At 52.1% G+C, this 24,946-nt stretch carries 24 protein-coding genes and 1 riboswitch; all 24 genes read left to right on the top strand.

Going from position 1 to position 24,946, the window contains the following annotated elements:
* The first annotated feature begins 145 nt into the window (after window positions 1-145).
* Complete coding sequence (locus Selli1_RS15185) at window positions 146-1,111, top strand: type II CAAX endopeptidase family protein (RefSeq protein ID WP_138372554.1); 966 nt, start codon at window positions 146-148, stop codon at window positions 1,109-1,111.
* Between the two features lie 15 nt (window positions 1,112-1,126).
* Window positions 1,127-1,513, top strand: a complete 387-nt coding sequence (locus Selli1_RS15180) for a DUF6483 family protein (protein WP_138372553.1) — start codon at window positions 1,127-1,129, stop codon at window positions 1,511-1,513.
* A complete protein-coding gene (locus tag Selli1_RS15175) occupies window positions 1,491-2,627 on the top strand; it encodes a cobalt-precorrin 5A hydrolase (RefSeq protein WP_281844461.1) in 1,137 nt (378 codons plus the stop codon). The genes Selli1_RS15180 and Selli1_RS15175 overlap by 23 nt, the downstream gene beginning before the upstream one ends.
* Window positions 2,624-3,427: a precorrin-6A reductase gene (gene cobK / locus Selli1_RS15170; protein ID WP_087167189.1), complete on the top strand. Its 804-nt coding sequence runs from the start codon at window positions 2,624-2,626 to the stop codon at window positions 3,425-3,427. Before Selli1_RS15175 ends, cobK begins: the two co-directional genes overlap by 4 nt.
* A complete protein-coding gene (locus tag Selli1_RS15165) occupies window positions 3,412-3,990 on the top strand; it encodes a bifunctional adenosylcobinamide kinase/adenosylcobinamide-phosphate guanylyltransferase (RefSeq protein ID WP_087254982.1) in 579 nt (192 codons plus the stop codon). Before cobK ends, Selli1_RS15165 begins: the two co-directional genes overlap by 16 nt.
* A complete protein-coding gene (locus tag Selli1_RS15160) occupies window positions 3,966-4,496 on the top strand; it encodes a cob(I)yrinic acid a,c-diamide adenosyltransferase (protein WP_243097549.1) in 531 nt (176 codons plus the stop codon). Before Selli1_RS15165 ends, Selli1_RS15160 begins: the two co-directional genes overlap by 25 nt.
* A 10-nt stretch (window positions 4,497-4,506) precedes the next feature.
* Complete coding sequence (locus Selli1_RS15155; RefSeq protein WP_087254979.1) at window positions 4,507-5,637, top strand: exonuclease SbcCD subunit D; 1,131 nt, start codon at window positions 4,507-4,509, stop codon at window positions 5,635-5,637.
* Window positions 5,634-8,429, top strand: coding sequence for an SbcC/MukB-like Walker B domain-containing protein (locus Selli1_RS15150; RefSeq protein ID WP_281844462.1), 2,796 nt, complete (start codon window positions 5,634-5,636; stop codon window positions 8,427-8,429). The genes Selli1_RS15155 and Selli1_RS15150 overlap by 4 nt, the downstream gene beginning before the upstream one ends.
* 73 nt (window positions 8,430-8,502) lie before the next feature.
* A riboswitch (cobalamin riboswitch) is annotated at window positions 8,503-8,689 on the top strand.
* Window positions 8,690-8,843: 154 nt separating this feature from the next.
* Window positions 8,844-9,629 (top strand): sirohydrochlorin cobaltochelatase, encoded by a 786-nt coding sequence (locus tag Selli1_RS15145; protein WP_281873785.1) that lies wholly within the window; start codon window positions 8,844-8,846, stop codon window positions 9,627-9,629.
* Window positions 9,630-9,631: 2 nt separating this feature from the next.
* The gene (gene cbiD, locus Selli1_RS15140; RefSeq protein ID WP_281844464.1) at window positions 9,632-10,858 is read left to right on the top strand and encodes a cobalt-precorrin-5B (C(1))-methyltransferase CbiD; all 1,227 of its coding nucleotides are present in this window, start codon (window positions 9,632-9,634) and stop codon (window positions 10,856-10,858) included.
* On the top strand, window positions 10,855-11,586 hold the full coding sequence (cobI, locus tag Selli1_RS15135; RefSeq protein WP_281844465.1) for a precorrin-2 C(20)-methyltransferase: 732 nt from the start codon (window positions 10,855-10,857) through the stop codon (window positions 11,584-11,586). The genes cbiD and cobI overlap by 4 nt, the downstream gene beginning before the upstream one ends.
* The gene (gene cobM / locus Selli1_RS15130) at window positions 11,586-12,374 is read left to right on the top strand and encodes a precorrin-4 C(11)-methyltransferase (protein WP_281844466.1); all 789 of its coding nucleotides are present in this window, start codon (window positions 11,586-11,588) and stop codon (window positions 12,372-12,374) included. Before cobI ends, cobM begins: the two co-directional genes overlap by 1 nt.
* Window positions 12,371-13,120, top strand: a complete 750-nt coding sequence (gene cobJ, locus Selli1_RS15125) for a precorrin-3B C(17)-methyltransferase (protein ID WP_281844467.1) — start codon at window positions 12,371-12,373, stop codon at window positions 13,118-13,120. Before cobM ends, cobJ begins: the two co-directional genes overlap by 4 nt.
* Window positions 13,104-14,336: a precorrin-6y C5,15-methyltransferase (decarboxylating) subunit CbiE gene (gene cbiE, locus Selli1_RS15120; protein ID WP_281844468.1), complete on the top strand. Its 1,233-nt coding sequence runs from the start codon at window positions 13,104-13,106 to the stop codon at window positions 14,334-14,336. The genes cobJ and cbiE overlap by 17 nt, the downstream gene beginning before the upstream one ends.
* On the top strand, window positions 14,329-15,756 hold the full coding sequence (locus Selli1_RS15115) for a cobyrinic acid a,c-diamide synthase CobB (protein WP_281844469.1): 1,428 nt from the start codon (window positions 14,329-14,331) through the stop codon (window positions 15,754-15,756). The genes cbiE and Selli1_RS15115 overlap by 8 nt, the downstream gene beginning before the upstream one ends.
* Window positions 15,731-16,801 (top strand): nicotinate-nucleotide--dimethylbenzimidazole phosphoribosyltransferase, encoded by a 1,071-nt coding sequence (cobT, locus tag Selli1_RS15110; protein WP_281844470.1) that lies wholly within the window; start codon window positions 15,731-15,733, stop codon window positions 16,799-16,801. The genes Selli1_RS15115 and cobT overlap by 26 nt, the downstream gene beginning before the upstream one ends.
* Window positions 16,798-17,580, top strand: a complete 783-nt coding sequence (locus Selli1_RS15105; RefSeq protein WP_281844471.1) for an adenosylcobinamide-GDP ribazoletransferase — start codon at window positions 16,798-16,800, stop codon at window positions 17,578-17,580. Before cobT ends, Selli1_RS15105 begins: the two co-directional genes overlap by 4 nt.
* A 49-nt stretch (window positions 17,581-17,629) precedes the next feature.
* Window positions 17,630-18,205 (top strand): histidine phosphatase family protein, encoded by a 576-nt coding sequence (locus Selli1_RS15100; RefSeq protein WP_281844472.1) that lies wholly within the window; start codon window positions 17,630-17,632, stop codon window positions 18,203-18,205.
* A complete protein-coding gene (cbiB, locus tag Selli1_RS15095; RefSeq protein ID WP_281844473.1) occupies window positions 18,202-19,176 on the top strand; it encodes an adenosylcobinamide-phosphate synthase CbiB in 975 nt (324 codons plus the stop codon). The genes Selli1_RS15100 and cbiB overlap by 4 nt, the downstream gene beginning before the upstream one ends.
* A gap of 21 nt (window positions 19,177-19,197) precedes the next feature.
* On the top strand, window positions 19,198-20,268 hold the full coding sequence (locus tag Selli1_RS15090) for a pyridoxal phosphate-dependent aminotransferase (RefSeq protein ID WP_281844474.1): 1,071 nt from the start codon (window positions 19,198-19,200) through the stop codon (window positions 20,266-20,268).
* The gene (locus tag Selli1_RS15085) at window positions 20,250-21,767 is read left to right on the top strand and encodes a cobyric acid synthase (RefSeq protein ID WP_281844475.1); all 1,518 of its coding nucleotides are present in this window, start codon (window positions 20,250-20,252) and stop codon (window positions 21,765-21,767) included. Before Selli1_RS15090 ends, Selli1_RS15085 begins: the two co-directional genes overlap by 19 nt.
* Window positions 21,768-21,772: 5 nt before the next feature.
* Entirely contained in the window at window positions 21,773-22,429 is a 657-nt protein-coding gene (locus Selli1_RS15080) for a precorrin-8X methylmutase (protein WP_191426349.1), read from the top strand.
* Between the two features lie 15 nt (window positions 22,430-22,444).
* Window positions 22,445-23,326 (top strand): hydroxymethylbilane synthase, encoded by an 882-nt coding sequence (gene hemC, locus Selli1_RS15075; RefSeq protein ID WP_281844476.1) that lies wholly within the window; start codon window positions 22,445-22,447, stop codon window positions 23,324-23,326.
* A gap of 3 nt (window positions 23,327-23,329) precedes the next feature.
* Window positions 23,330-24,865: a uroporphyrinogen-III C-methyltransferase gene (gene cobA, locus Selli1_RS15070; RefSeq protein WP_281844477.1), complete on the top strand. Its 1,536-nt coding sequence runs from the start codon at window positions 23,330-23,332 to the stop codon at window positions 24,863-24,865.
* Window positions 24,866-24,946 lie beyond the last annotated feature (81 nt).

Below are 24,946 nucleotides of genomic sequence, written 5' to 3'. Positions count from 1 at the left end.
GGGTAGCAAAAGAGGCAAAGGCAAGATGGCTTGAACAAAGTGAAAGCCAGCGTCTTTAGGCGCTGGCCAGTAGTAGAGGCTTATAGCCTCAGTGCAAACCACCCGTTGGACGGGTGGTCATGGTTTTTGGAAAGAAGGGGTAACAATGAACAGACAAACGAAACCACTAAAACCTTACCATGGACTGATTGTCCTGATCCTGACTGCGGTCTGCATCTTTCTGATCGGTCCGGTGCTCAGTAATTATATGGGACTTTACGGGACTTTGATCAGTGAGCTTTTGATGCTTGCCGGTGCGGTAGGATGCACCTTTTTGTTCCGCGGTAATCCGAAATACGTATTCCCGATTCATAAACCGACTCCGCACGGCCTGTTTGGTACTTTTCTCTTCTGGATGGGAACAATCGGGATCGCTATGGTCTTTACCGTAGTGCTTGCATGTTTCTTCCCGGATGAAATCATGGGAACAAGTGCAGGACTTTCTTATACATTCTTAAGTGTTCCGGTGCTGGTTGCCGTACTGATTGTATCCATCACGCCGGCATTCTGCGAAGAGGCCGTGTTCCGGGGGATAGTCTTTAACAGCTTCTGGCCGATTGGAAACAAGTGGATAGTCATTGTGCTGACAGGATGCATTTTCGGAGCATTTCACGGTAGTATCTGGCGCTTCTTTCCGACAGCCATTCTGGGGATGGCAATGGCTTATCTTCTGGCGGAAACCGGAAACATGGTTTACAATATCATGTTCCATGCCATCAACAATCTGCTTCCGCTGGTCCTGATGTTCGGAATGCAGTGGCTGATGGATGGCCTTTATCAGGTGGCCGGAAGCGCGGCATATTCACAGACGGGGTCCTACAGCTTTTCCTATAACCTCGCGTCGGCAGGGATCTATGTTGCGATGACCGGGATTGCCCTTGTCCTGATTTACGCGGGCAATTTCCTGATTCACATGGGAAGAAAAGGATATGAAGGAAAGATGTTTGGCGGACACAGAAAGAAACATCTCTACATTCTGATCGGTGCAGCCGTCGGATTTTTCGTGCTCGGATGTTTCCTTGTGATTGCGTCAGCGGCGGCCGGCGCATTTGGACGTATGATTTACTACTAAAAAGAGGTGACAGCAATGGGACTGAAACAGGATTTTGTACTGAGAAGGCTGGAAGACCAGGGAAGGTTTCTGGCCAGACTGATTCTCGGAAAAGAGGAAGCGAAATATGAGCTTCCGGAATATGAAGCGATAGATAATGAGGTGGACCGCCTTTACAGAAAGATCCTTTCTCTTGCGGACGCAGGGGAGATCAATGAAGCGGAAAATCTTCTTCTGGAAGAGCTGGAGACAGGGGATCTGCAGATGTTTGAGATGGCACTTTGCTTTTATCTTCATCTGGCACATATGGACGAGGAGTTTTTGGAGGAACACCAGTATACGAGAGAAGAAATCGGAGAGGGGATGGAATCTCTGGCAGAGGACTTTGGGGTGAGCGGACTTGAAATCAGCATGGGAAAATAAATGCGGCACCATTCGCGTCATCAGCTTTACATCCGAAGGACACCGGCGAAATAACCTCCTGAGAGAAACGCTCGAGAAGGCGGGACTTTCCTGTGCAGGGTACCGGAAAGGTACGGCGCCGGGAGGCAGTATGCTCTGTGAAGTGACGTCCATGTACGACTGGGTCGGGGAAGGATGGGGGAAAGACACCTATCTCTTTATCGGAGCGGCAGGAATCGCCGTCCGGAGCATTGCCCCGCTTGTAAAGGATAAGTTCACGGACTCTCCGGTGCTTGTAATGGATGAAAAAGGCGGATATATCATTCCGCTGCTTTCAAGTCATCTGGGAGGAGCAGGGGAGACTGCCCGGATTATTTCCGCTCTTACCGGGGCGGTTCCGGTAGTTACGACAGCCACCGATCTGAACAGGAAATTCGCGGTGGATCTGTTTGCGAAGGAAAACGGAATGCAGATTTCGGACAGGGCTCTTGCAAAAGAGATTTCGGCCCGGATTCTGCAGGGAAGAGCAGTTGGGTTTTATTCGGACTTCCCGGTGAAGGGGAACTTGCCGGAGGAGCTTCTGATAAAGCAGGAGTACAGGAAGCTAAAAGAAACGTTGCCGGGCATTGCCGTGCTTGAAAAAAAGCCGGAGAAGGCGATGGAAGGCATTCTGCATCTGTACCCGAAAATACTAAGTGTCGGAATCGGGTGCAGAAGAGGTGTAGAAAAAGAAAAGATAGAACAAAAGATCCGAAGCGTTCTGGGGCGTGGAGGATGGAAGACAGACCAGATCGGTGTGCTTGCAAGCATTGACCGGAAAGCAGATGAGAAGGGAATCCTTGATTTTGCGTCAGAATACGGGATTCCGTTTCGGACGTACACGGCCGGGGAGCTTAATACGGTGAAGCAGGTGACATCCTCTTCTGATTTTGTAAAGAATATAACAGGGACGGACAATGTATGCGAGAGGGCGGCGCTTCTTGCAGGACAGTCCGGAGATCTGATTTATAAAAAAGAAACATTCCGGGATCTGACACTTGCGGTGGTACGTATGCGCTGCGAAGTAATATTTGGAGAGACAAAGCAGCCGACGCCCCGGATGGCGGACCAGGAACGAAAGGGGGAAAAAACATGAAGCATATCTTAATCTTTGCTGGCACAACAGAAGGAAAAGAACTGATGGAGAAGATCAAGCACTTTCCGGTAGAAGTTTTTGTCAGTGTGGCCACGGAATACGGAAAAGAATGTCTTTTAAAGGAAACGGAAGAAGAACGGGCGCCATATGCAAAGCACGGAGAGGTACAGGCCGGAAACTTAAATATCATCGCAGGACGCATGAAAGAGGTGGAAATGAAAAACTATATCCGCAGACAGGAGATTGATCTTGTTGTGGATGCCACCCATCCGTTTGCCCGTGAAGTGACGAAAAATATCAAAGAGGCATGCCGGGAGACGGGAGTTCCTTATATCAGGCTTCTGAGAAAGCCGGTGCAGAAAGAGGAAGGCCTCATCTATGTCTCTTCGATCGAAGAAGGTGTAGAATTTCTGGAGAAGACGGAGGGGAATATCCTGATTACCACAGGAAGCAAGGAGCTTTCTGCCTATACAAGGCTTACAGACTACCGGAACCGTTGTTATGCAAGAGTACTGTCCACGCAAGAATCCGTGGAGGAAAGCGTACGTCTCGGACTGGAAGGGGATCATCTGATTGCCATGCAGGGGCCATATTCCGAGGAGATGAATATCGCAACGATTCATCATGTCAAGGCATCCTGGCTGATTACGAAAGAGTCCGGAAGCGCAGGCGGTTTTGATGATAAGGCAAGAGCTGCCGCAAAGACCGGAACGGTGCTTGTAGTGGTGGAACGGCCGAAGGAAGAAGGAAGTACATTTGAGGAAGCAGTAGAGAGGATCCGCGCATGTTCGTTACAGTAACAGGGGGAAGCGGAAGCGGGAAGTCTGCCATGGCAGAAGACATCTCCCAGAGCCTGTGCAGCGGGCCGAAGATCTATGCGGCGACGATGATGGTGTATGACGAGGAGAGCAGAAGGCGGATCGAACGACACCGGAAACAGCGGGCCGGGAGACAGTTTACCACGTTGGAATGTCCGTCCGGACTGGAAGAGATTCATTTTGAAGAGAAAGCGGCGCTTATTCTGCTGGAATGTGTTTCCAATCTTACGGCCAATGAACTCTACAGCGGGGAGAATTTTGCCATGCAGGATCCGGAAGAGACGGCAGAGCGGATTATCCGCGGGATTGCACATTTCGCTGACAGTGCGGACCATCTTGTCGTTGTGACAAACGAAATGTTTCAAAACGGAACGAAAGACGATGAAATGAAACAGTACCTTTCTGTGGCAGGTCGGGTAAACCGCTATCTGATGGCAAAATCCGATGTGTTTATTGAAGCGGTGTACGGCCTGCCGTATTTCTGGAAAGGAAGCGGACATCTTCATATGGAGAAAGGAACATGGATATGGGACAAAACGGATTGATTCATATATACTGCGGGGATGGAAAAGGAAAGACCAGCGCTGCCATCGGGATGATGATCCGGGCCGCCGGAAGAGGGAAAAAGATTCTCCTTGTCCGGTTTCTAAAGAATGAAGATTCCGGAGAGCTTTTCGTTCTGGATCAGATCCCGCAGATCGAGCGGATCCGGATGCCGGAAGGATACGGATTTTACTGGACTTTGACTGACGAAGAAAAAGAGCGGATGAAAGAGGAGTATGAACGGATCTGGGAAGACATCGAGTGCCGGGCCGGCAGCTGCGACATTCTTGTGATGGATGAATTTATGGCGGCATTCGGGCACGGGCTGATTCCTGGAGAACGGGCAATTTCCTTTCTTAAGGAGAAGCCGGAGCATCTGGAAGTCGTCCTGACGGGACGGAATCCGGATGCGCGGATTCTGGAAATGGCAGATTATATTTCCGAGATCCGGGCGGTGCGGCACCCGTTTGAGCGGGGCGTCCCTGCACGGGAAGGAATTGAATATTAGGAGGAAAATTATGAGATTGCTGCATATATCGGATCTGCATCTTGGAAAACGGGTCAATGAGTATTCCATGCTGGAGGATCAGGCCCACATTCTTGAGCAGATTCTGAAGATTGCCGATCAGGAGCAGGCGCAGGGAGTGCTGATTGCAGGTGATGTCTATGACAAGCCTGTTCCGCCAGCGGAAGCAGTGCGGCTTCTTGATTATCTGCTGAGCAGCTTTGCGGACCGGAAGATTCCGGTCTTTTTCATAAGTGGAAATCACGACTCCAGGGACAGGCTTTCCTTTGGAGCGGAGCTGTTTAAGAAAAGCGGCGTGTATATGGCATCAGAAGGATTTCTGGAAAAAGTGGACCGGGAGGATGAATACGGTGAACTTTCCATCTGGCTGATGCCGTTTTTAAAACCGGCACAGGTGCGGAGTGTCTATCCGGAAAAAGACATCCAGACATACACGGACGCAGTGCGCGCAGTGCTGGAAGAGGCAGATCTGGATCCTGCAAAGCGGAATATTCTGGTAGCCCATCAGTTTGTGGCGGGAGCCGTACAGTGTGAGTCGGAGGAGGTCTCCATCGGGGGCCTGGATCAGGTGGATGTGTCGGTATTTGACGGATTTGAATATGTAGCCCTTGGCCATCTGCACAGACCCCAGTCTGTCACAAGGGAGACAGTACGCTACTGCGGAACGCCTTTGAAATATTCGTTTTCCGAGGTACACGATCAGAAATCCGTGACCATTGTGGAGCTGAAAGAAAAAGGCGAGACCGCGATCAAAACAGTTCCGCTTACCCCTCTGCGGGATATGAAGGAACTGAAAGGGACATATTTACAGCTGACGAGCCGGCCGTTTTACGAGACGCAGGAGCGGGATTCCTACTTTCACATTACACTTACCGATGAGGAAGATGTGATGGATGCGGTCGGGAAACTTCGGATGATTTATCCGAATCTGATGAAGCTTGACTATGACAATGTGCGGGTACGCACGCAGCTGCAGTATGAAGAAATGGAAGCGGTAGAACAAAAGCGGCCGGATGAAGTTGTTGCGGAGTTCTATCAGGTGGTTAACGGCCGGCCGCTTTCGGATGAGCAGAGCAAACTGGTCGAAGAGATGATGGAAGAAGTATGGGAGGAAGAAAGATGAGACCGGAAAAACTGATTTTATCCGCATTCGGCCCTTATGCGTCCAGACAGGAGATTCCATTTGACAAGCTGGGAAAGCATGGACTTTATGTGATCTCCGGGGATACCGGCGCGGGGAAGACGACAATTTTTGATGCCATCACCTTTGCCCTTTACGGTGAGCCTTCCGGAAACCGAAGAAAAGCGGATATGCTGCAAAGCAAATATGCAGCAAACGGGGAGGAAACTTATGTGGAGCTGACATTTTCGGTCGGCAGTGCAAGATATCAGATTCACCGGAATCCGGAATACCAGCGCCCGAAAAAGCGGGGCGAAGGATGGATTACCCAGAAGGCGGATGCCGTTCTGACGATGCCGGACGGAAGTGTGGTGACGGGCGCCAGAACTGTTACAGAAAAGTGCGAGGAAATTCTCGGACTGAAAAGAGAGCAGTTTACACAGATTGCCATGCTGGCTCAGGGAGAGTTCCAGAAGATGCTCTTTTCTTCCACTGAGGAAAAGAGCCGGATTTTCCGGATGCTGTTCCACACGGCGCCATATCAGGTATTTCAGGAGAAAATCAAGGAGAAAGCGGCAGGCCTGAAAAGAGCATACGAGGCGGTGGAGCAGAGTATCCGCCAGTATGCCGACGGCATCCTGATACCGGAGAAAGAGGAAGCGCTTCGGGCAAACTGGGAGGAAAGCCTGCAAAGTCCGGATAAGGAAGAATGGCTTTTGACGATTGAGAACATCCTTGAAACAATGCAGAAGGAAGAAGAACGTCTGGAAAAGGAGATCAGCCGGACGGAAGAGGAAGCACAGCAGTATGGCGAAAGGCTGAATGAGGCTGTTCAGGAGCTGAAAGCAAAACGGGGAGAAAAACAGCAGAAAGAAGAACTGGAACAGCTGATCCGGAAAAAGGCGGTCTGCCAGGAAGCACTTCGGAAGGCGCAGGAGAATGCAAAAGGTAATGAACTGGTGCAGGAGCGGATTTTGAAAGAATCCATGCAGATGGAGACTTACCGGGAACTGGAGGAAAAGAAGAAATCCTGGGAGAAGAGACGCAAGGAGGCCAGGAATCTTTCTGACCGCCTGGCAGCTGTAATGGAAAAGCAGAGAAAGGCAAAAGAAGAAATCGAGCGGTGCCGTGCCTTGCTGTCGGAGATTCCTGATCCGGAGGAGGCATGGAAAGAACTTCTGCGGCAGAAACAGCAGACGGAAGAAAGACATCAGAATCTGAAAGAATTTCTGCTGATCTGCGGGCAGTACCAGGAGGCAAGAAAGGAGCAGGAGACTGCGCAGGAGGCCTACCTTTGCGTCCGAGAGAAGGTAGAGAAGGCACAAAAAGAGTATCAGGAGCTGGAACGGGCCTTTCTGGACGGGCAGGCAGGGATCCTGGCAGCCGGATTGACAGACGGGGAACCCTGTCCGGTGTGCGGTGCCCTGCACCATCCGGATCCGGCGAAAAAGCCGGAAGAAATCCCTGATGAACAGACGTTGAAACAGAAAAAAACAGTACTTGATATGCTCATGGAAGAGGATAAGCAAAAGAGCCGGAAGGCAGGTGAGGCCAAAGGCCGCACTGAGACGGCGGCAGGCCAGCTCAGGCAGAAGGCCGCACTGCTCTGGCCGGATGAGGAACCGGCGGGTCTGAAGGAAGCGTACCAGAGAATGAAAGAGGAAGGCTGCACTTTGGAAAACCGGAGACGGGAACTGCAGCAAAAAGAAGAAAGTCTGAACAAACAGCAAAAGCAGAAGCAGGATGCGCAGAAGCGGGAAAAAGAGCTGGAACAACAGACAGAAGAACAGACAGGCATCATTCTTCATCTGGAACGGGAGACGGCCTCCATGCGGACAGAACAGGAAACAGAAGGAAAACGGATTCAGGAAATCGGGGAGAGCCTTCCGTATGATTCCTATGAAGAGGCACGCAATGTGATCCGGAAGATGGAGCTGGAAAAACAGGAAAAAGAAGAGGCTTTGGAAGCGGCAAAAGCGGCATACCAGAGCACGGAAAATGAGATCTCTGCCTGCGAAGCATCCATCCGTGTCTGGACGGAACAGCAGAAAGACCGGGAGACGCCGGAAGAGGAGAAACACCGGGAAAAAGAGGAGCTGGAACAGAAAAAACAGGAGACACTCCTGAAAAAGCAGCGTCTGCTTGCCGAAAAGGAACAGCTCCTTCCGGTGCTCAGTGCAGACAGGTCCGCCCTTGAGAAGATGAGGGCGGCCGTGAGGCAGCAGGAAGAGACAGAGAAGGAATACCGGATTGCCGGCGTTCTTTCCGATACGGTCAACGGCACACTTGGAGGAAAGGAAAAAATCATGCTGGAAACCTATGTGCAGATGGCCTATTTCGACCGGATTCTTATTCGTGCAAACCGCAGGCTTCTTGTCATGACAGACGGTCAGTATGAGCTGGTCCGCAAAAAGACAGCGGACAACCGGAGAAGCCAGAGCGGCCTTGATATGGATGTGATCGATCATTACAACGGTACACAGCGCAGCATTCATACACTGTCAGGCGGGGAGTCCTTCCAGGCATCTCTTTCCCTGGCACTTGGGCTTTCCGATGAGATTCAGTCCATGGCCGGAGGTATCCGGATGGAAGCGATGTTTGTGGACGAGGGGTTCGGGACACTGGATGAGGAAGCGCTGGATAAGGCGGTCCGCGCCCTTGCCTCTTTAAGTGAAGGGAATAAGCTGGTGGGAATTATTTCCCATGTGGCTGAACTGAAAGACCGGATCGACAAAAAGATTCTCGTAAAGAAAGAAAAAGGCGGAGAAAGCTGGGCACAGGTGGTCATCGGATAATGCCTTCCGGACTGCCGCAGGGCGGGGCTGGTTGACAGCCGCCTTTGCCAATGGTATCATAAACAGGAATCAAACAGAGAAATCATTTAAAAGTACCTTATGTTAGAAGGAGTAAAAGGGAATCCGGTGAGAATCCGGAACAATGCCCGTTGCTGTATGAGGGGAGCTTTCTCTGAAAAGGCCACTGTGCGGATGCATGGGAAGGGAGAGAAAAGCGCGGATCCTTAAGTCAGAATACCTGCTTTTAGATGCTTCGGAAAGGTTACGGGATTATGACAAGTACGAGAATCAAAGAGGACGTCAAAGGGAAATAGAAACGGATATGGGAAAAGAGGCAGAGGAAAGAACTGTCTGTTTTTCCATATCCTTTTTTGGTGTCAGTCGTCGATGTCAGGCCCATATGGGAGGACAAATATGAAAAAAGCAGTTTTGACGGTGAGCTTTGGAACGAGCCACCTGGATACAATGGAAAAGACGATCGGAGCAGTAGAGAAGGCGCTTGCGGAGGCATTCCCGGACCGGGCGCTGTACCGGGCGTTTACAAGCAGCATGATCTTGAAGAAACTGAAATCGGAGTTTCAGATGGGAATCTGCAATGTGGAGGAAGCCATGGAGCAGATGGCGCGGGACGGGATTGAGGATCTTCTCATCCAGCCGACCCATATCATCCACGGATTTGAATACGAAAAGATGACAGAACAGATCGAGCCGTACCGGGAACGATTTGAAACGATCCGCACTGGAGCACCGCTCCTTGCCACGATGGAAGATTATGAGGAGGCGGTACACCTGATTATGGAGGATGCCGGACTCAAAGCGGAAGAAACATTAGTGCTCATGGGCCACGGGACGGAGCACCATACCAATGCGGCCTACCCGGCCCTCGATTATACCTTCTGGGCGAAAGGATACCGAAACGTGGTAGTCGGCACGGTAGAAGGCTTCCCGGAGATGGAGGAAGTACTGAAAAAGCTGAAAGAGCAGCAGGCCGGAAAGATTCTTCTGATGCCGTTCATGATTGTGGCGGGAGACCATGCGAAAAACGACATGGCAGGAGAGGATGCGGATTCCTGGAAATCGATTCTGACAAGAGAAGGATATGAAGTGCGTACCGTCTTAAAAGGTGTCGGAGAGATTCCGGGCATCCGGCAGATGTTTGTGCGTCACGCCAGGGAAGCAAAGGAGTGTCCGAAAGGATAAAGATGGAAAAGCAGACAGTCATCAAGGGACAAAAAGAACTGAAAAGAGGATATACGACGGGAACCTGCGCGGCGGCAGCGGCAAAGGCGGCGGCAATCATGCTGTTTTCCGGAGAGGAAATCCGGGAAGTCCGCATCACTGTCCCGGCAGGAGAGACCTTGCTTCTGGAAGTGGAGGAGATCGTGCGACATTCCGATGCAGTGTCATGCGCGGTCCGGAAAGATGCAGGAGATGATCCGGATATTACCCACGGAATGCTCGTCTTTGCCGAAGTAAAGAAAGTGTCTGCTGTACGGCAGGAAACAGATGCGGACCCGGAAGCGGATCCGGTGCGGATTGTGCTGGAAGGCGGGGAGGGGATCGGCCGGGTGACAAAGCCGGGGCTGGAACAGCCGGTGGGAGCACCCGCCATCAACAAGGTGCCAAGGAAGATGATTACGGAAGCTCTCCGGCAGGCAGCCGGGGAGGCTGGATTTTGCGGGACGCTTAGGGTGACCATTTCAGCGCCGGAAGGGAAAACGCTTGCCAAAAAGACATTCAATCCAAGACTTGGGATTGTGGGAGGTCTTTCCATCCTTGGAACAACGGGGATTGTGGAACCCATGAGTGAGCAGGCTCTGACGGAGACCATCCTTCTGGAAATGAAAGTACAAAAACAGGAAGGAATTCAGACGCTCTGTCTGGTGCCGGGAAATTACGGAAGTGATTTTCTGAAAGATGAGCTTTCCTTTTCCCCGGACCGGGCGGTCAAATGCAGCAACTATGTGGGCGAGGCGCTGGATATGGCGGTAGTGCTTGGATTTCCGAGAGTTCTTCTTGTGGGGCACATCGGAAAGTTTGCCAAGCTTGCGGCAGGTGTCATGAATACTCACTCGAGGATAGCGGACGCACGTGCGGAGGTGTTTCTTGCGGCGCTTTCCCATCTTGCGGCCGGGGCTTTAAAGGAAGATCCGGGGCGCATGGAAAAGCTGATCGGGCTGGTGCCTGAGATTGAGGAGAGTGTCACGACAGATGAGATGCTTGCCGTTCTTACGAGGGCCGGCATCCGGGAAGACGTAATGTCCCGGATCATGGAACGTATCTCCTGGCATATCAATCAGAGAACGAGAGGAGAAGTTCAGGTGGAGCTTCTGACTTTTTCAAAAGAATGGGGAATTCTTGGGAAGACGGAAGGCGCTATGGCTCTTCTTGAACAGATCAAAGAGGAACGGAAAGGACAAAAAGAATGAGTGGAATCTTATATGGAACAGGGACAGGACCGGGAGAGGCAGAGCTTCTGACGCTGAAGGCGGTCCGATTGATCCGGTCCTGTGATATGATCGCGGTTCCGGTGTCTGACAGTACACTGAAGGAGCCGTGTATCTGGGAGGAAGGGATGCCGTATCTCGATCGATGTGCGGCATATCAGATTGTGCTGCCGGAAGTGCCGGAGATTCAAAAAAAGCCGGTGCTCTGCCTTCCGATGCCGATGATGAAAGAAAAAGAAGAACTGAAACGCATCCACGATGCGGGAGCAAAGAAGGTGGAGGAATATCTGGACGAAGGAATGAACATTGCGTTTCTGACCCTTGGAGATCCGTCCATTTATTCGACCTACCTGTATATTCATAAACGGGTGCAAAAAGACGGGTACCAGGCGGTGATCATACCGGGAATTCCGTCGTTTTGCGCGGCGGCAGCGGCCCTGAACCTGGGGCTTGCGGAAAATAAAGAGGAGATTCATATCCTGCCGGCCTCCTATGGAATTGAAGAGGGGCTGAAGCTTTCCGGAACGAAAATTCTGATGAAAACAGGGAAAAAGATGCCTTATGTCAAAGAGACGGTCAAGGCGTCAAACGACCGGTTCTGGATGGTGGAAAACTGCGGGATGGAAAATGAAAAGATTTATGAAAATCCGGACGATGTGCCGGAGAAATCCAGCTATTATTCGCTGATTGTGATAAAGGAGGGATCCTGATGGTACATTTTGTCGGAGCAGGGCCTGGAGCGTGCGACCTGATTACCGTGCGTGGCGAACGGCTGCTGAAAGAGGCGGACGTGATTATCTATGCCGGATCACTGGTCAATCCGGAACTGTTACAGGTCAGAAAGGAAACTTGTGAGGTATATGACAGTGCCTATATGACGCTGGAGGAAGTGCTGGAAGTGATAGAAGCAGCAGAAGAGGGCCAGAAGATGACGGTACGGCTTCACACCGGAGATCCAAGTCTCTACGGAGCCATCAAAGAGCAGATGGATGAGCTGGACAGACGGGGAATTGCCTATGAGATCTGTCCGGGAGTCAGCTCCTTTTCCGGAGCGGCGGCAGCTCTTAAACTGGAATACACCCTCCCTGAGATTTCCCAGTCCGTCATTATCACACGGATGGAAGGCCGGACCAAGGTTCCGGAAAAAGAATCGATCCGCAGCTTTGCGGCTCATCAGGCAACCATGGTGCTTTTCCTAAGCACCGGACTTCTGGAACCGCTTTCCAGAGAACTGATGGCGGGGGGCTATCCGGGAGATACACCTGCGGCCATCGTCTATAAGGCAAGCTGGCCGGAAGAAGCGGTCTACCGGTGTACTGTGGAAACGCTGGCCGAAACCGCCAAAGCGAACCATGTGACGAAGACTGCGCTGATTGTAGTGGGAGAAGTGCTGGAAGGCGGAAAGAAAACCGGATATGAGCGGTCGAAGCTGTATGATCCGGAATTTACCACCATGTTCCGGGAAGGAACGAAGAAAGACGGGGAGACGGAAGAATGAAAAAGAAAGTATATGTCATAGGAATCGGGCCGGGCGCCTACGAGGAGATGACGATCCGGGCCGTGCGGGCGATGGAATCCTGTGAGGTGATCATCGGATACACCGTCTATGTGGATCTGGTAAAAGAGCAGTTTCCGGGGAAGACATTTTTGACTACGCCGATGACAAAGGAAGTGGAGCGCTGTGAGATGGCACTCCGGGAAGCCCGGGAGGGAAGGACAACGGCCATGATCTGCAGCGGGGATGCCGGAGTGTACGGCATGGCAGGTCTGATGCATGAGATCCGGAACGAACGCGGATATTCGGAAGTGGAGATCGAGGTGGTTCCGGGAATTACCGCCGCCACTGCGGGAGCGGCCATTCTGGGAGCTCCGCTCATCCATGATTTTGCGGTCATTTCCCTGAGCGATCTTCTGACGCCGTGGGAGAAGATTGAAGAGCGTCTGCGGTCTGCGGCAAAAGGGGATTTTGCCATCTGCCTTTACAATCCATCCAGCCGGAAACGAAAAGATTATCTCCGGAGGGCCTGCGAGATTCTTCTGGAATATCAGAGCCCGGATACGGTCTGCGGCTATGTGCGCCAGATCGCAAGAGACGGGCAGGAAAAGCATGTGACAACCCTTGGAAGACTGAAAGAAACCGGGACAGACATGTTTACCACGGTGTTCATCGGCAATTCCCAGACAAGAGTGATCGGGGAGGCGATGGTGACGCCGAGAGGATATCGATATGAAAAAGAAGATTAATCTGATTGGAATCGGAACAGACGGAAACAAAAGCCTGACACAGGAAGCCAGGGAGCAGATCCGGAAAAGCACTGTACTGATCGGTGCCGAAAGGATGCTGCAAAGCGTAGAATCAATCCGGAAGAAAGAGGCCAGATGCTATACATCTTACCGTCCGGAGGAGATCATGACGATTCTGGAGCAGGAAAAAGGAGAAGAAATTTCCGTTTTATATTCCGGCGATCCGGGATTTTACAGTGGTGCAAAACAGCTTATAAAGCGCCTGGAAGGAAGTGGATGGGAGATCCGGGTGCTGCCGGGTATCTCATCAGTGATCTGCATGGCGGCACGCTGTCAGGTGCCGTGGGAGAAGGCGGCATTGGTCAGCCTTCACGGAACCGGACAGAATGCGGTTTATGAGATCTGTACCCACGAACACACCTTCCTGCTTCTTGGCGGCAGGGAGACAGCAGAGCAGTTTCTGGAAAAGATGTCCTGGTACGGGCTGGATCATCTGGAAGCCGCAGCAGGACGGGATCTTTCGTATGAAGAAGAAGTTTTCTTTCGCGGAACGATCCGGGAACTGACGTCGGAGCTGCTTTCCGGGCTTTCCGTACTCTGGGTACACAACCCGGACTACGACACGTTTGTGGGACGGCATCTGGAAGATGAAGAGCTGATCCGGGGAAAAGTGCCGATGACCAAGTCGGCAGTCCGGGCCATGGCGGTTGCCGCACTGAAGCTTCAGAAAGATGCGGTTCTCTATGACATCGGGGCAGGAACCGGAAGCGTGTCGGTAGAGGCTGCGCTTCAGGACGGCTCCATCCGGGTCTATGCTGTGGAGAGAAATCCGGAAGGAATTGCTCTTATTCAGGAAAATAAGCGGAAATGGCGGACCGATCAGGTAGAGATTGTAGAGGGAAACGCACCGGAGGCGCTTTCGGATCTTCCTGCGCCGACCCATGTGTTTATCGGTGGAAGCGGAAGCCGGCTGAAAGAGATCGTGGAAACCTGTCTGTCGAAAAATCCATCGGTCCGGATTGTGCTGACTGCGGTCAGCATGGAAACGATCCGGGAGATGACGGAACTTTTGCAGGACAGCCGGTGGGAGACAGCCGAGGTGATGCAGATTCAGGCATCAGGCAGCCGGAAGATGGGAGCCTACCATTTGATGACAGCCCAGAATCCGGTGTGGATGGCTGTGTTTCAGGGAAGAAAGGAAGCGGACCATGAGTGATACAAAGAAGACAGGACGGCTTCTGATTGCCGGAACCGGAAGCGGGTGCGGGAAGACGAGCATTGTCTGCGGGCTGTTGCGGGCATATCAGAAACGGGGACTTGCTCTGGCGGCATGCAAGTGCGGCCCGGACTATATTGACCCGCTTTTCCATGAGAAGGTTCTCGGCATTCCTTCTGAAAATCTGGATCTTTTCTTCCATGAGCCCGGGATGCAAAAGCAGCTTCTGGCACGGCACAGCAGGGGTGCGGATCTGGTAGTGGCGGAAGGAGTCATGGGATATTATGACGGAATGAGTCTGGAAAGTCCGAAGGGGAGTACGAGTGAGATTGCATCTGTCCTTCAGATGCCGGTAGCTTTGGTCGTTCCATGCCGGGGAATGGGACATTCGGTGCTGGCACTTCTGAAAGGCTATCTGGAATACGAAACGGCGGGGCAGATCCGGGCGGTCATTTTGAACGGGATCACCGGACGTACCTATGAAAAGCTTGCGCCGGTACTGGAGCAGTGGCTGCGGGAAAACGGCCATGCGGTCAGGCTGGCAGGATATCTCCCGAAGATAGCGGATGCGGAATTAAAAAGCAGACATCTGGGGCTGATTCTTCCGGAAGAGGTAGAGGCACTGCAGGAGAAACTGGATCTGCTTGCGGGTCAGGCAGAGGAGACGCTGGATCTGGAGCTGCTGTTACAGATTGCAGAAGAAGCGCCGGATCTGGAAACGGGAGAACAAGAAGCAGGGGAAGAAGAAGGGACGGAAAAGCCGAAACTCCGGATTGCCGCGGCAAAGGATGAGGCGTTCTGCTTTTACTATAAAGATAATCTGGAACTGCTGCGGCAACTGGGCTGCGAGATTGTACCATTTTCTCCGCTTCATGATGCGGTTCTGCCGGATGGCATCGACGGCCTGATTCTGGCAGGGGGATACCCGGAACTCTACGCAAAGGAGCTGTCTGAAAATGTGTCCATGCGGGAATCGGTGCTTCAGAGCCTGAAAGGAGGACTTCCATGCCTTGCGGAATGCGGCGGGTTTCTCTATCTGAAAGAGGAGCTGGAAGGCGAAGACGGAATGATGTACCCGATGACCGGATTTTTAAAAGGAAGAGGGTACCGGACGCATACATTAGGACGATTTGGATATCTGACTCTGGAGCCAAAAGAGGAGCTTTTGTTTTTGAAACGGGGTGAGACGATCCGTGGCCATGAGTTTCATTACTGGGACTGTACCGAAAACGGAGACCGCTGTCTGGCTGTGAAGCCGGATGGGCAGCGGTCATGGGAGTGTATGGAAGAAAAGCAGCAGGTCTTTGCGGGATTTGCACATATCAGCTATGACTCCAATCCGGCATTTGCCAAACGCTTTGTCGGATGCTGTCTGGAAAGGAGAGAGAAAGGAAATGCCGGAGACGATATGGGAAAATGAGATCAAACAGATCAGACTGCCGGATGAGGAGGTAAGAAAAGCGTCTCTTACCCGGTGGAACCATCTTGCAAAGCCTCTTCATGGAATGGGGGCGCTGGAGACGATGCTTGCAAGGATCGCGGGAATTCAGGGGAGGCTTCATCCATCTTTACAGAAAAAGGGGATTGTGGTGCTCTGTGCGGACAATGGGATTGTAAAGGAAGGCGTCTCCCAGACCGGAGCTGAGGTGACCGCTGTGGTAGCGGGAAATTTTCTGACAGGGCAGACCAGTGTCTGTAAAATGGCAAAGGTGGCAGGTGCAGACATTCTGCCTTACGATATTGGAATTCTGACGGACGTGGAGGGACTTACGAAAGCAGAATACAAGATATCCTGCGGGACGAAGGATTTTCTGGAAGAGCCGGCCATGACAAGGGAGGAGGTCGTCCGTGCCATTCTGACCGGAATGAAGATCGTAAAAGAGCGGAAAGCGCAGGGATATGAGATCCTTGCTACCGGGGAGATGGGAATCGGCAATACGACGACCAGCAGCGCCGTGGCCTGTGCCCTTACCGGGGAGGCTGCCGGAGTGATGACCGGACGGGGAGCCGGGCTTTCCGATGAAGGCCTGATCCGGAAAAAGGAAGTCATCACAGAAGGGCTGGCAAGGAGAAATCCGGACCCGTCGGATCCGGTGGACATTCTGGCAAAGGTCGGAGGACTGGATATTGCGGGACTGACCGGAGTTTTCTTAGGATGTGCCAGATACCAGGTTCCGGCGGTGCTGGATGGATTTATCTCCTCAGTGGCTGCCCTTGCTGCGGTGCGGATAGAGCCAAAGGTGAAGGAATACCTGTTTGCTTCCCACAGGTCGAAAGAACCTGCTCATAACCGGATTCTGGAGGAGCTTGGACTGGAGGCTGTGCTGGATCTTGGCATGGCTCTTGGAGAAGGAACGGGAGCCTGCGCCCTCTTCCCGCTTCTGGATATGGCCATGACAGTTTACGAGGAGATGAGTTCCTTCGATGACATTCAGGTAGAACAGTATAAGGAGTACACATCATGAAATGGATTCGATCCTTTATCATTGCATTCTCCATGTATTCCAAAATCCCCATGCCCAAAGTCCAGTGGACGAAACCGTCCATGCAGTATGCCTTCTGCTTCTTCCCTCTGGTAGGAGCCGTGGCCGGAGCGCTGACGTGGGGAACCGGACTTGTGCTGTTTGGCCTTCGGGATGCGGGGAAACTTCCGGCCTTGTTTCCGGCTGTGTTTCTGACGATCCTTCCGCTTCTGGTGACGGGCGGAATTCATATGGACGGTTTTATGGATACTTCGGATGCAAGGCATTCCTACGGGGAACGGGAGAAAAAGCTTGCGATTCTCAAAGACCCGCACACCGGAGCTTTTGCGGTGATGAGTGCGGCCATATATCTACTCTGGAGTCTGGCCCTCTGGTCGGCGGCAGATGAGAAAGTCCTTCCGGGGATGGCCTGCGCCATGGTTCTGTCCAGAACATTGAGTGGCCTTTCCGTGACGGTCGGAAAAGGAGCAAAATCAGACGGACTTGCGGCTGTGTTCCGGGAATCTGCCAGACAAAAGGCAGTATGGATTTCCACGGGAATCTATCTTGCAGTCTGTGTGATTTTTCTGGCGGTGGTATCCGGTGTGATCCCGGCAGTGCTTCTGCTTTTCACGGCGGGAGCAGTATTTGCCCGGTATCTCAGGATGGCAGTGCGGGAGTTCGGCGGCATTACAGGGGATCTGGCAGGCTGGTTTCTCCAGGTCTTTGAACTTACTGCACTGACGGTGCTGACAGCCTGGTCCTGTATGCTCCGGTTTTGATGGAGAAAAAGCGGTCTGTAAAGAGACGAAACAGAAACGGAGAAGAACGATGGAACTGACCTTGATCCGGCATTTTGCAACAGCCGGAAATCTGGAAAAACGATATATCGGAACGACAGACGAACCGATTCTTCCGGTGGCGGAAATAAAGAAGATGCCGCGTGCGGAGATTGTCCTGACCAGTCCCATGAAACGATGCCGTCAGACGGCAGATTTACTCTACCCGGAGGTGGCGCAGATCGTATGGGACGGATTCCGGGAATGCGATTTCGGCGCTTTTGAAGGGAAGAATTATCTGGAACTGACGGGAGATCTTTCCTATCAGGCGTGGATCGATTCCGGAGGAGAACTGCCGTTTCCGGGAGGCGAGTCGAAGGAATCCTTCTGTGAACGGACGTGGGAGACCTTTGAACGGGCCGTGGAGGATCTGATGGAACAGAAGATCGAACGGGCGGCCATCGTCGCCCACGGAGGCACGCTGATGGCAGTGCTTTCAGCATACGCGGTTCCGAAACTGGGATACTATGAGTGGAGCTGTGGAAACGGATGTGGATATCAGGTCCGTATTTTTGAGGACCGGTGGAAAACCGGGGAGAAACAATGTAAGGTGGAAAGAAAACTATGATTATTTTGGCAGCATGCGCGGCAGGATTTATACTGGACCTGTTCTTTGGAGATCCGGCCTGGATCTATCATCCGATACGGATCATCGGACATCTGATCAGCGGACTGGAAAAGAAGCTGTATAAAGAGGGAACTTCTCCAGAGAATCTCAGAAGAAGGGGAACGCTTCTCTGGATCGGAACAGCGGGAATTGCAACACTCGTTCCATGCCTCCTTTTGTGGGCGGCCTTTCAGATTCATCCGGTGCTTTATTTCCTGCTTCAGAGTTTCTGGTGCTGGCAGCTGCTTGCCACAAAGTCTCTGAAGACAGAAAGCATGAAAGTAAAACAGGCATTGGATACAGGGACGATTGAGGACGGACGAAAGGCCGTGTCTATGATTGTGGGGAGAGATACGAAAAGCCTGACAGAGGAAGGCGTGGTGAAGGCTGCGGTGGAGACGGTGGCGGAGAACACGTCCGACGGAATTATTGCCCCGCTGTTTTATATGATGATCGGAGGAGCAGGGCTTGGCTTTTTTTATAAAGCGGTCAACACGATGGACTCCATGGTGGGCTACAAAAACGACCGGTATCTGGATTTTGGCCGGACGGCAGCCAGAATGGATGATCTGTTTAACCTGATTCCGGCAAGGCTTTCGGCGTTTCTGATGATCGGAGCGGCCGGAATTCTGGGACTGTTTGACAGCAGACATTACAGCATGGCAAATGCATGGAAGATCTACAAGAGGGACCGTCACAACCACAAAAGCCCGAATGCGGCTCAGACCGAATCGGTCTGTGCGGGAGCTCTTTCGGTCCGCCTGGCAGGAAATGCGTGGTATTTTGGAAAATTGTACGAGAAACCTTATATCGGGGATGACATCCGCCCGATTGAACGGGAGGATATCAGACGGGCAAACCGGCTGCTTTATGGAACGGCCGTACTGGGTCTGCTGGTTTTCGGGCTGGCAAGGCTGATTGTGATTATATAAAAGAAAAGCGAGGTGAAGAACATGCAGGAGCATGGAGGCGATATCTATTCAAATGAAGGACTGGTTGATTTTTCTGCAAATATCAATCCTCTGGGACCGGGGGAGAAGGTCATGAAGGCACTGAAAAAGAGCCTGGAGAACGTGACTGCCTACCCGGATCCGAAATGCAGGGCGCTTCGGGAGGCGGTGGCAAAAAGAGAGGCGACCGTTCCGGAGCACATCATCTGCGGAAACGGGGCGGCGGACTTGATCTATACGATGGTACTTGCAGAAAAACCAAAGCGTGCCCTTTTATGTACGCCGTCTTTTTCCGAATATGAAAAGGCACTTCGCACGGTGGACTGTCAGATCCGGTTCCACGAAAGAAAAGAGGAAGAAGGGTTTGCCCTGACACGACGGTATCTGGACGAACTGACAGAGGATTTGGATATGATATTTTTATGTTCGCCGGACAATCCGACCGGGCAGTGCGTGGAAGAATCCTTACTTCTGGAGATTGTGGAAACATGTGAAAAGAAGAAGATACGGCTTGTACTGGACGAGTGCTTTCTTGATTTTACCGAGGACGGACCGTGGACTCACCATGAGCTTTTGATCCGGGAAAACCGGATGTTGTTCCTGCTTCGGGCATTTACCAAGATGTTTTCCATACCGGGTGTACGAAGCGGATACGGAGTCTGCTCGGATACCGGGCTGCTTGAACGGATGCAAAAGTCCAGACAGCCGTGGGCCGTATCTGTCCCGGCGCAGGCGGCCGGAAGGGCGGCGCTTGCGGACGATCTGCTTCCGGCGGTCACAAGACAGCTGATTGCAGAGGAGCGGTGCCATATCATGGGAGAATTTACCCGGATGGGAATCCGGTACTACCCGGCAAGTGCCAATTACATTTTGTTTTACAGCGAAATAGATTTTTACGAAGAGATGAAACAAGAAGGATTTCTGATCCGGGACTGCCGGAATTACCGGGGACTTGGAAAAGGCTACTACCGGATCGCGGTGAAAGGGCGGGAGGACAATGACAAGCTTCTCCGTGCTTTCGGGCGGATTATCGAACGAAGAAAGGAAGAAACATCATGGCAAAGCCAATCATGATTCAGGGAACCATGTCCAATGCCGGAAAAAGTATCCTGGCAGGAGGACTTTGCAGAGTGTTCCGCCAGGACGGATACCGGACGGCGCCCTTTAAATCCCAGAATATGGCCTTGAATTCCTTTATCACGGAAGACGGCCTGGAGATGGGAAGAGCACAGGTGATGCAGGCCGAGGCGGCGGGGATTGCTCCGCGGGTGGAGATGAATCCGGTGCTTCTGAAACCGACAAGTGATACCGGATCGCAGGTCATTGTAAATGGAAAAGTCCGGGGTGTCATGCCGGCGAAGGAATACTATGCATACAAAAAACAGCTGATCCCGGAGATTCTGCATGCCTACGAGATTCTTGCCGGTGAGCATGACATTATCGTGATCGAAGGGGCGGGAAGTCCGGCCGAGATCAACTTAAAACAGGACGATATTGTGAATATGGGACTGGCAAAGATGCTGAAGGCTCCGGTACTTCTCGTAGGAGACATCGACCGGGGCGGTGTGTTTGCCCAGCTTGCCGGGACCCTTCTTCTTCTGGAAGAGGAAGAACGGAAGATGGTAAAAGGTCTTGTGATCAATAAATTCCGCGGGGATGTGGATATTTTAAAACCGGGGCTTCGGATGCTGGAAGAACGTACCGGGTGTCCGGTCCGGGGAGTGATCCCGTATATGTATCTGGATATCGACGATGAGGACAGCCTGAGCGAACGCCTTCAGAGCCGGATGCAGAAAGGGAAAATCGACATTGCGGCAGTCCGGTTTCCGAAGATTTCCAATTTTACGGATCTCAATGTGCTGTCCTGCTACGAGGGCGTATCGGTCCGGTATGTGGACCGTCCGGGGCAGTTTGGAGATCCGGATCTGGTGATCCTTCCGGGAACCAAAAATACGATGGCAGATTTGAAATGGCTGAAGGAAAGCGGGCTTGCCGGGAAAATCCAGCAGGCAGCTTCGCGGGATGTTCCGGTCATCGGAATCTGCGGAGGCTATCAGATGCTTGGGAAAAGACTTTCGGATCCCCAGGGAATGGAAGCCGGGGATAGTGTTCCGGTTTCGATGGAAGGCCTTGGCTTACTTCCGGTGGAAACCATCTTTACCGGACAGAAAAAAAGAACGAGAGCTGAAGGATTTGTGTCTGCTTCGGATGGCTTCTGGGGCGGGATTGGCGGATGCCGGCTGGAAGGATATGAGATCCACATGGGAGAAACCATTTCTGCCGGAGGTGCTTCGTTTACCGGAATCCGCACGATGCAGGAAGAAGGTGCACGTATGGAGGGCTGTGTTCAGGGCAGCGTCTGCGGAACCTATCTGCATGGTTTTTTTGATTCGGCGGAGATTTCCGGAAAACTGGTGGAACTTCTGATGAGACGGAAGGGACTTCAGACGGAAGATTTGAAGGCGCTGGATTTCAAAGCATACAAAGAGGAACAGTACGACCAGCTTGCAAAGGTGATCCGGGAACATTTGGATATGGATGCGGTATACCGGATTCTGGAAGAAGGAGTATAAAGGATATGAAAATGGAACTGGAACAGATTCTGCCGGGAGAGATCGAGCGCAGAAGTTTTGAGATTATTACAGAAGAACTCGGTGGAAAAATCTTCCCTGAGGGGCAGGAGGATATCATCAAACGGGTGATCCACACGACAGCGGATTTTGAATACGCGGATACAATGACATTTTCGCCGGATGCGGTATCTTCTGCCCTTGGGGCATTGACAGACCGGGGGAATACGGTCATTGTGACTGACACCAATATGACCCGTTCCGGAATTCACAAAGCGTCTCTGGAGAAACTGGGAATAGAAGCCGTCTGCTATATGGCGGATCCGGACGTAGCCGAAGAAGCAAAAAGAGAAGGGACAACCAGAGCGGCTGCCAGTATGAAAAAGGCGGCAGACATGGCGCAGAAGACCGGAAAGCAGATCATCTTTTCGGTAGGAAACGCGCCGACGGCGCTGATCGCCATCGAAGAACTGATCCGGGAAGGGTGTGTGCATCCGGCTCTTGTGATCGGAGTTCCGGTAGGATTTGTCAACGTGGTGCAGGCAAAAGAACGGATCATGACCGTGGACGTGCCGTATATTGTGGCAAAAGGGAGAAAAGGAGGCAGCACGGTTGCGGCGGCCATCCTCAATGCCTTATTATATAAGATTGATAAAGAGCGATAAAAGAAGGAAAAAAGCATGAGAACACACTTGAAAATAGGGAGCAGAGAGAGCGCTCTGGCGGTCAGACAGGCACAGATTGTAAAGGAAGCTCTGGAAAAGGCAAGTCCCGGGCTTACGATCGAGATTGTGACGATGAAAACGACAGGCGATAAGATCCTCCATAAAAGTCTGGAAAAGATCGGGGGGAAAGGTCTGTTTGTCAAAGAACTGGACCGGGCGCTTTTAAACGGTGACATCGATCTTTCGGTCCACAGTCTGAAGGATATGCCGATGGAGATTCCAAAAGAGCTTCCGGTCATTGCGTATACAAACAGGGAGGATCCAAGGGATGCCCTGATTTTAAAGCCGGGAATTCAGGACCTGAAAGAGGGAGGAATCATCGGTTCTTCCAGCAGAAGACGGTCTCTGCAGGCAGGGAAGCTGTATCCAAAGTGCAGCTTTAAAAATATCCGTGGGAATGTCCAGACAAGGCTGTTTAAGCTGGAGCATGAAGAATATGACGCGACGATTCTGGCTCTTGCAGGTTTGAAACGGCTGGGAATGGAAACTTGCGTTTCCCGGGTCTTTTCCGTGGATGAAATGATTCCTTCTGCGGGACAGGGCATTCTGGCGGTGCAGGGGAGAAAAGGAGAAAAGATACCGGGAATTGAGGCGGTGGACTGTTCCGACAGCCGGTTCGCGGCAAAGGCGGAGCGCGGATTTGTCCGGTATCTGAACGGCGGATGCACGTCACCGGTGGCAGCCTACGCCGAAACTTCCGGAAATGAAATCCGGATCCGGGGGCTTTACTATCACGAAGAATCCGGGCAGTTCGAGGCGGGCATGATTTCCGGGGAAAAGCACAAAGGTGAGATACTGGCGGAGAGACTTGCCAGAAGTCTGAAAGGGAGATTTTAGAAGATGGAAGAGAAAAAATGCGGAAAAGTCTGGATAGCCGGGGCAGGTCCCGGGGATGCAGGACTTCTGACGGTAAAAACGGCATCCCTGATGGAACAGGCGGATGCGGTCGTTTATGACGCCCTGGTCAGTGCGGAAATCCTGAGTCTGATTCCGGAGAAGACAGAGAAAATCAATGTGGGAAAACGAGCGGACCACCATCTGGTTCCGCAGAAGGAGATCAATCAGATTCTGGTTAATCTTGCAAAAGAAGGAAAGCAGGTGCTCCGCTTAAAGGGCGGAGATCCCTTTGTGTTTGGAAGAGGCGGTGAAGAGGCGGAATTTCTGGTGCAGGAAGACATCGATTTTGAGATTGTGCCGGGCATCACCTCCAGCGTGGCGGTTCCTGCCTATGCGGGAATTCCGGTTACCCACCGGGATTATACGTCGTCTTTCCATGTGATTACCGGACACGCAAGAAAAGGCGGAGAATCCAGAATTGATTACGAGGCACTGGCGCGTCTGGATGCTACCCTTGTTTTTCTGATGGGAGTCACGGCGCTTCCGGAGATCTGTGACAGGCTTAGAATGGCGGGCATGCCGGATGATACTCCGGCGGCAGTGATCCAGGAGGGGACGCTGGCCTGCCAGAAAAAGGTCGTTTCGGATCTTCAAAATCTTCCAAAGAGAGTGCAGGAAGAGAAGATTCAGGCGCCGGCTGTGATTGTAGTAGGTAAAGTATGTGCCCTGTCAGAAAGCTTTTCGTGGGCGGAGCAAAGACCTCTTGGAGGAAGACAGATTCTCATCACACGACCAAGGAGCCAGGGGCAGACATTTGCGAGGACACTTCGCGGACTGGGAGCCCAGGTCATTGAATTTCCATCGATCCAGGTAGAGCCGCTGCAGGGAAAGAGAGAAAAAGAGATGATCCTTGCGGCGCTGGAACAGATCCGAAACCGGAAAACAGGAACCTCCTGGATCGTGTTCACCAGCGCGGCAGGAGTAAGGATCTTTTTTGACTTTCTGGAGGAAGCGCATCTGGACATTCGGACACTCTGGGGCAGCAGATTTGCCGTGATCGGAAGCGGCACAGGAAGAGAACTCAGGAAGCGGGGAATCCGTCCGGATCTGATGCCTGACGTCTACGAGGCAGGAAAACTTGGGGAGGCACTTGCCGGACAAACAAAACCGGGAGATCTTGTGACAGCGTTTCGTGCAAGGGAAGCTTCGGAAGAGCTGTTCCCGCCGGTATTGAAAACAGGAGCAGAGTGTGTGGATATTCCGGTCTATGAAACAAGGATCGGGGCAGACGATGCATGGACCGATAAGATTTCGGCTCAGTTTCAGGAAGGAAAGATCGATCTGGTGACATTTACAAGCGCTTCCACGGTCCGGGGATTTGAAAGCACAATGCAGGGAAAAGTAGACCCTGGTAAAATCCTGGCCCTTTGTATCGGGAGAAAAACCGAAGAAGAGGCAAAGCGATGGGGGATGCGCACGGCTGTAGCAGAAGAGGCGACCGTGGAGAGCATGACAGAAAAGATACTGGAGATACTTTAAGGATTCCGGGAAAAGAAGAATAGATTTACAGTAAGTGAAAGAGACACTTCTGCAGAATTCGGGCTTTTTAAGCCTGTATTC

Origin of the sequence: Sellimonas catena, from assembly GCF_027924685.1 — a bacterium.
Taxonomy (GTDB): domain Bacteria; phylum Bacillota; class Clostridia; order Lachnospirales; family Lachnospiraceae; genus Sellimonas; species Sellimonas catena.
This window is presented reverse-complemented; position numbering and strand designations above follow the sequence as displayed.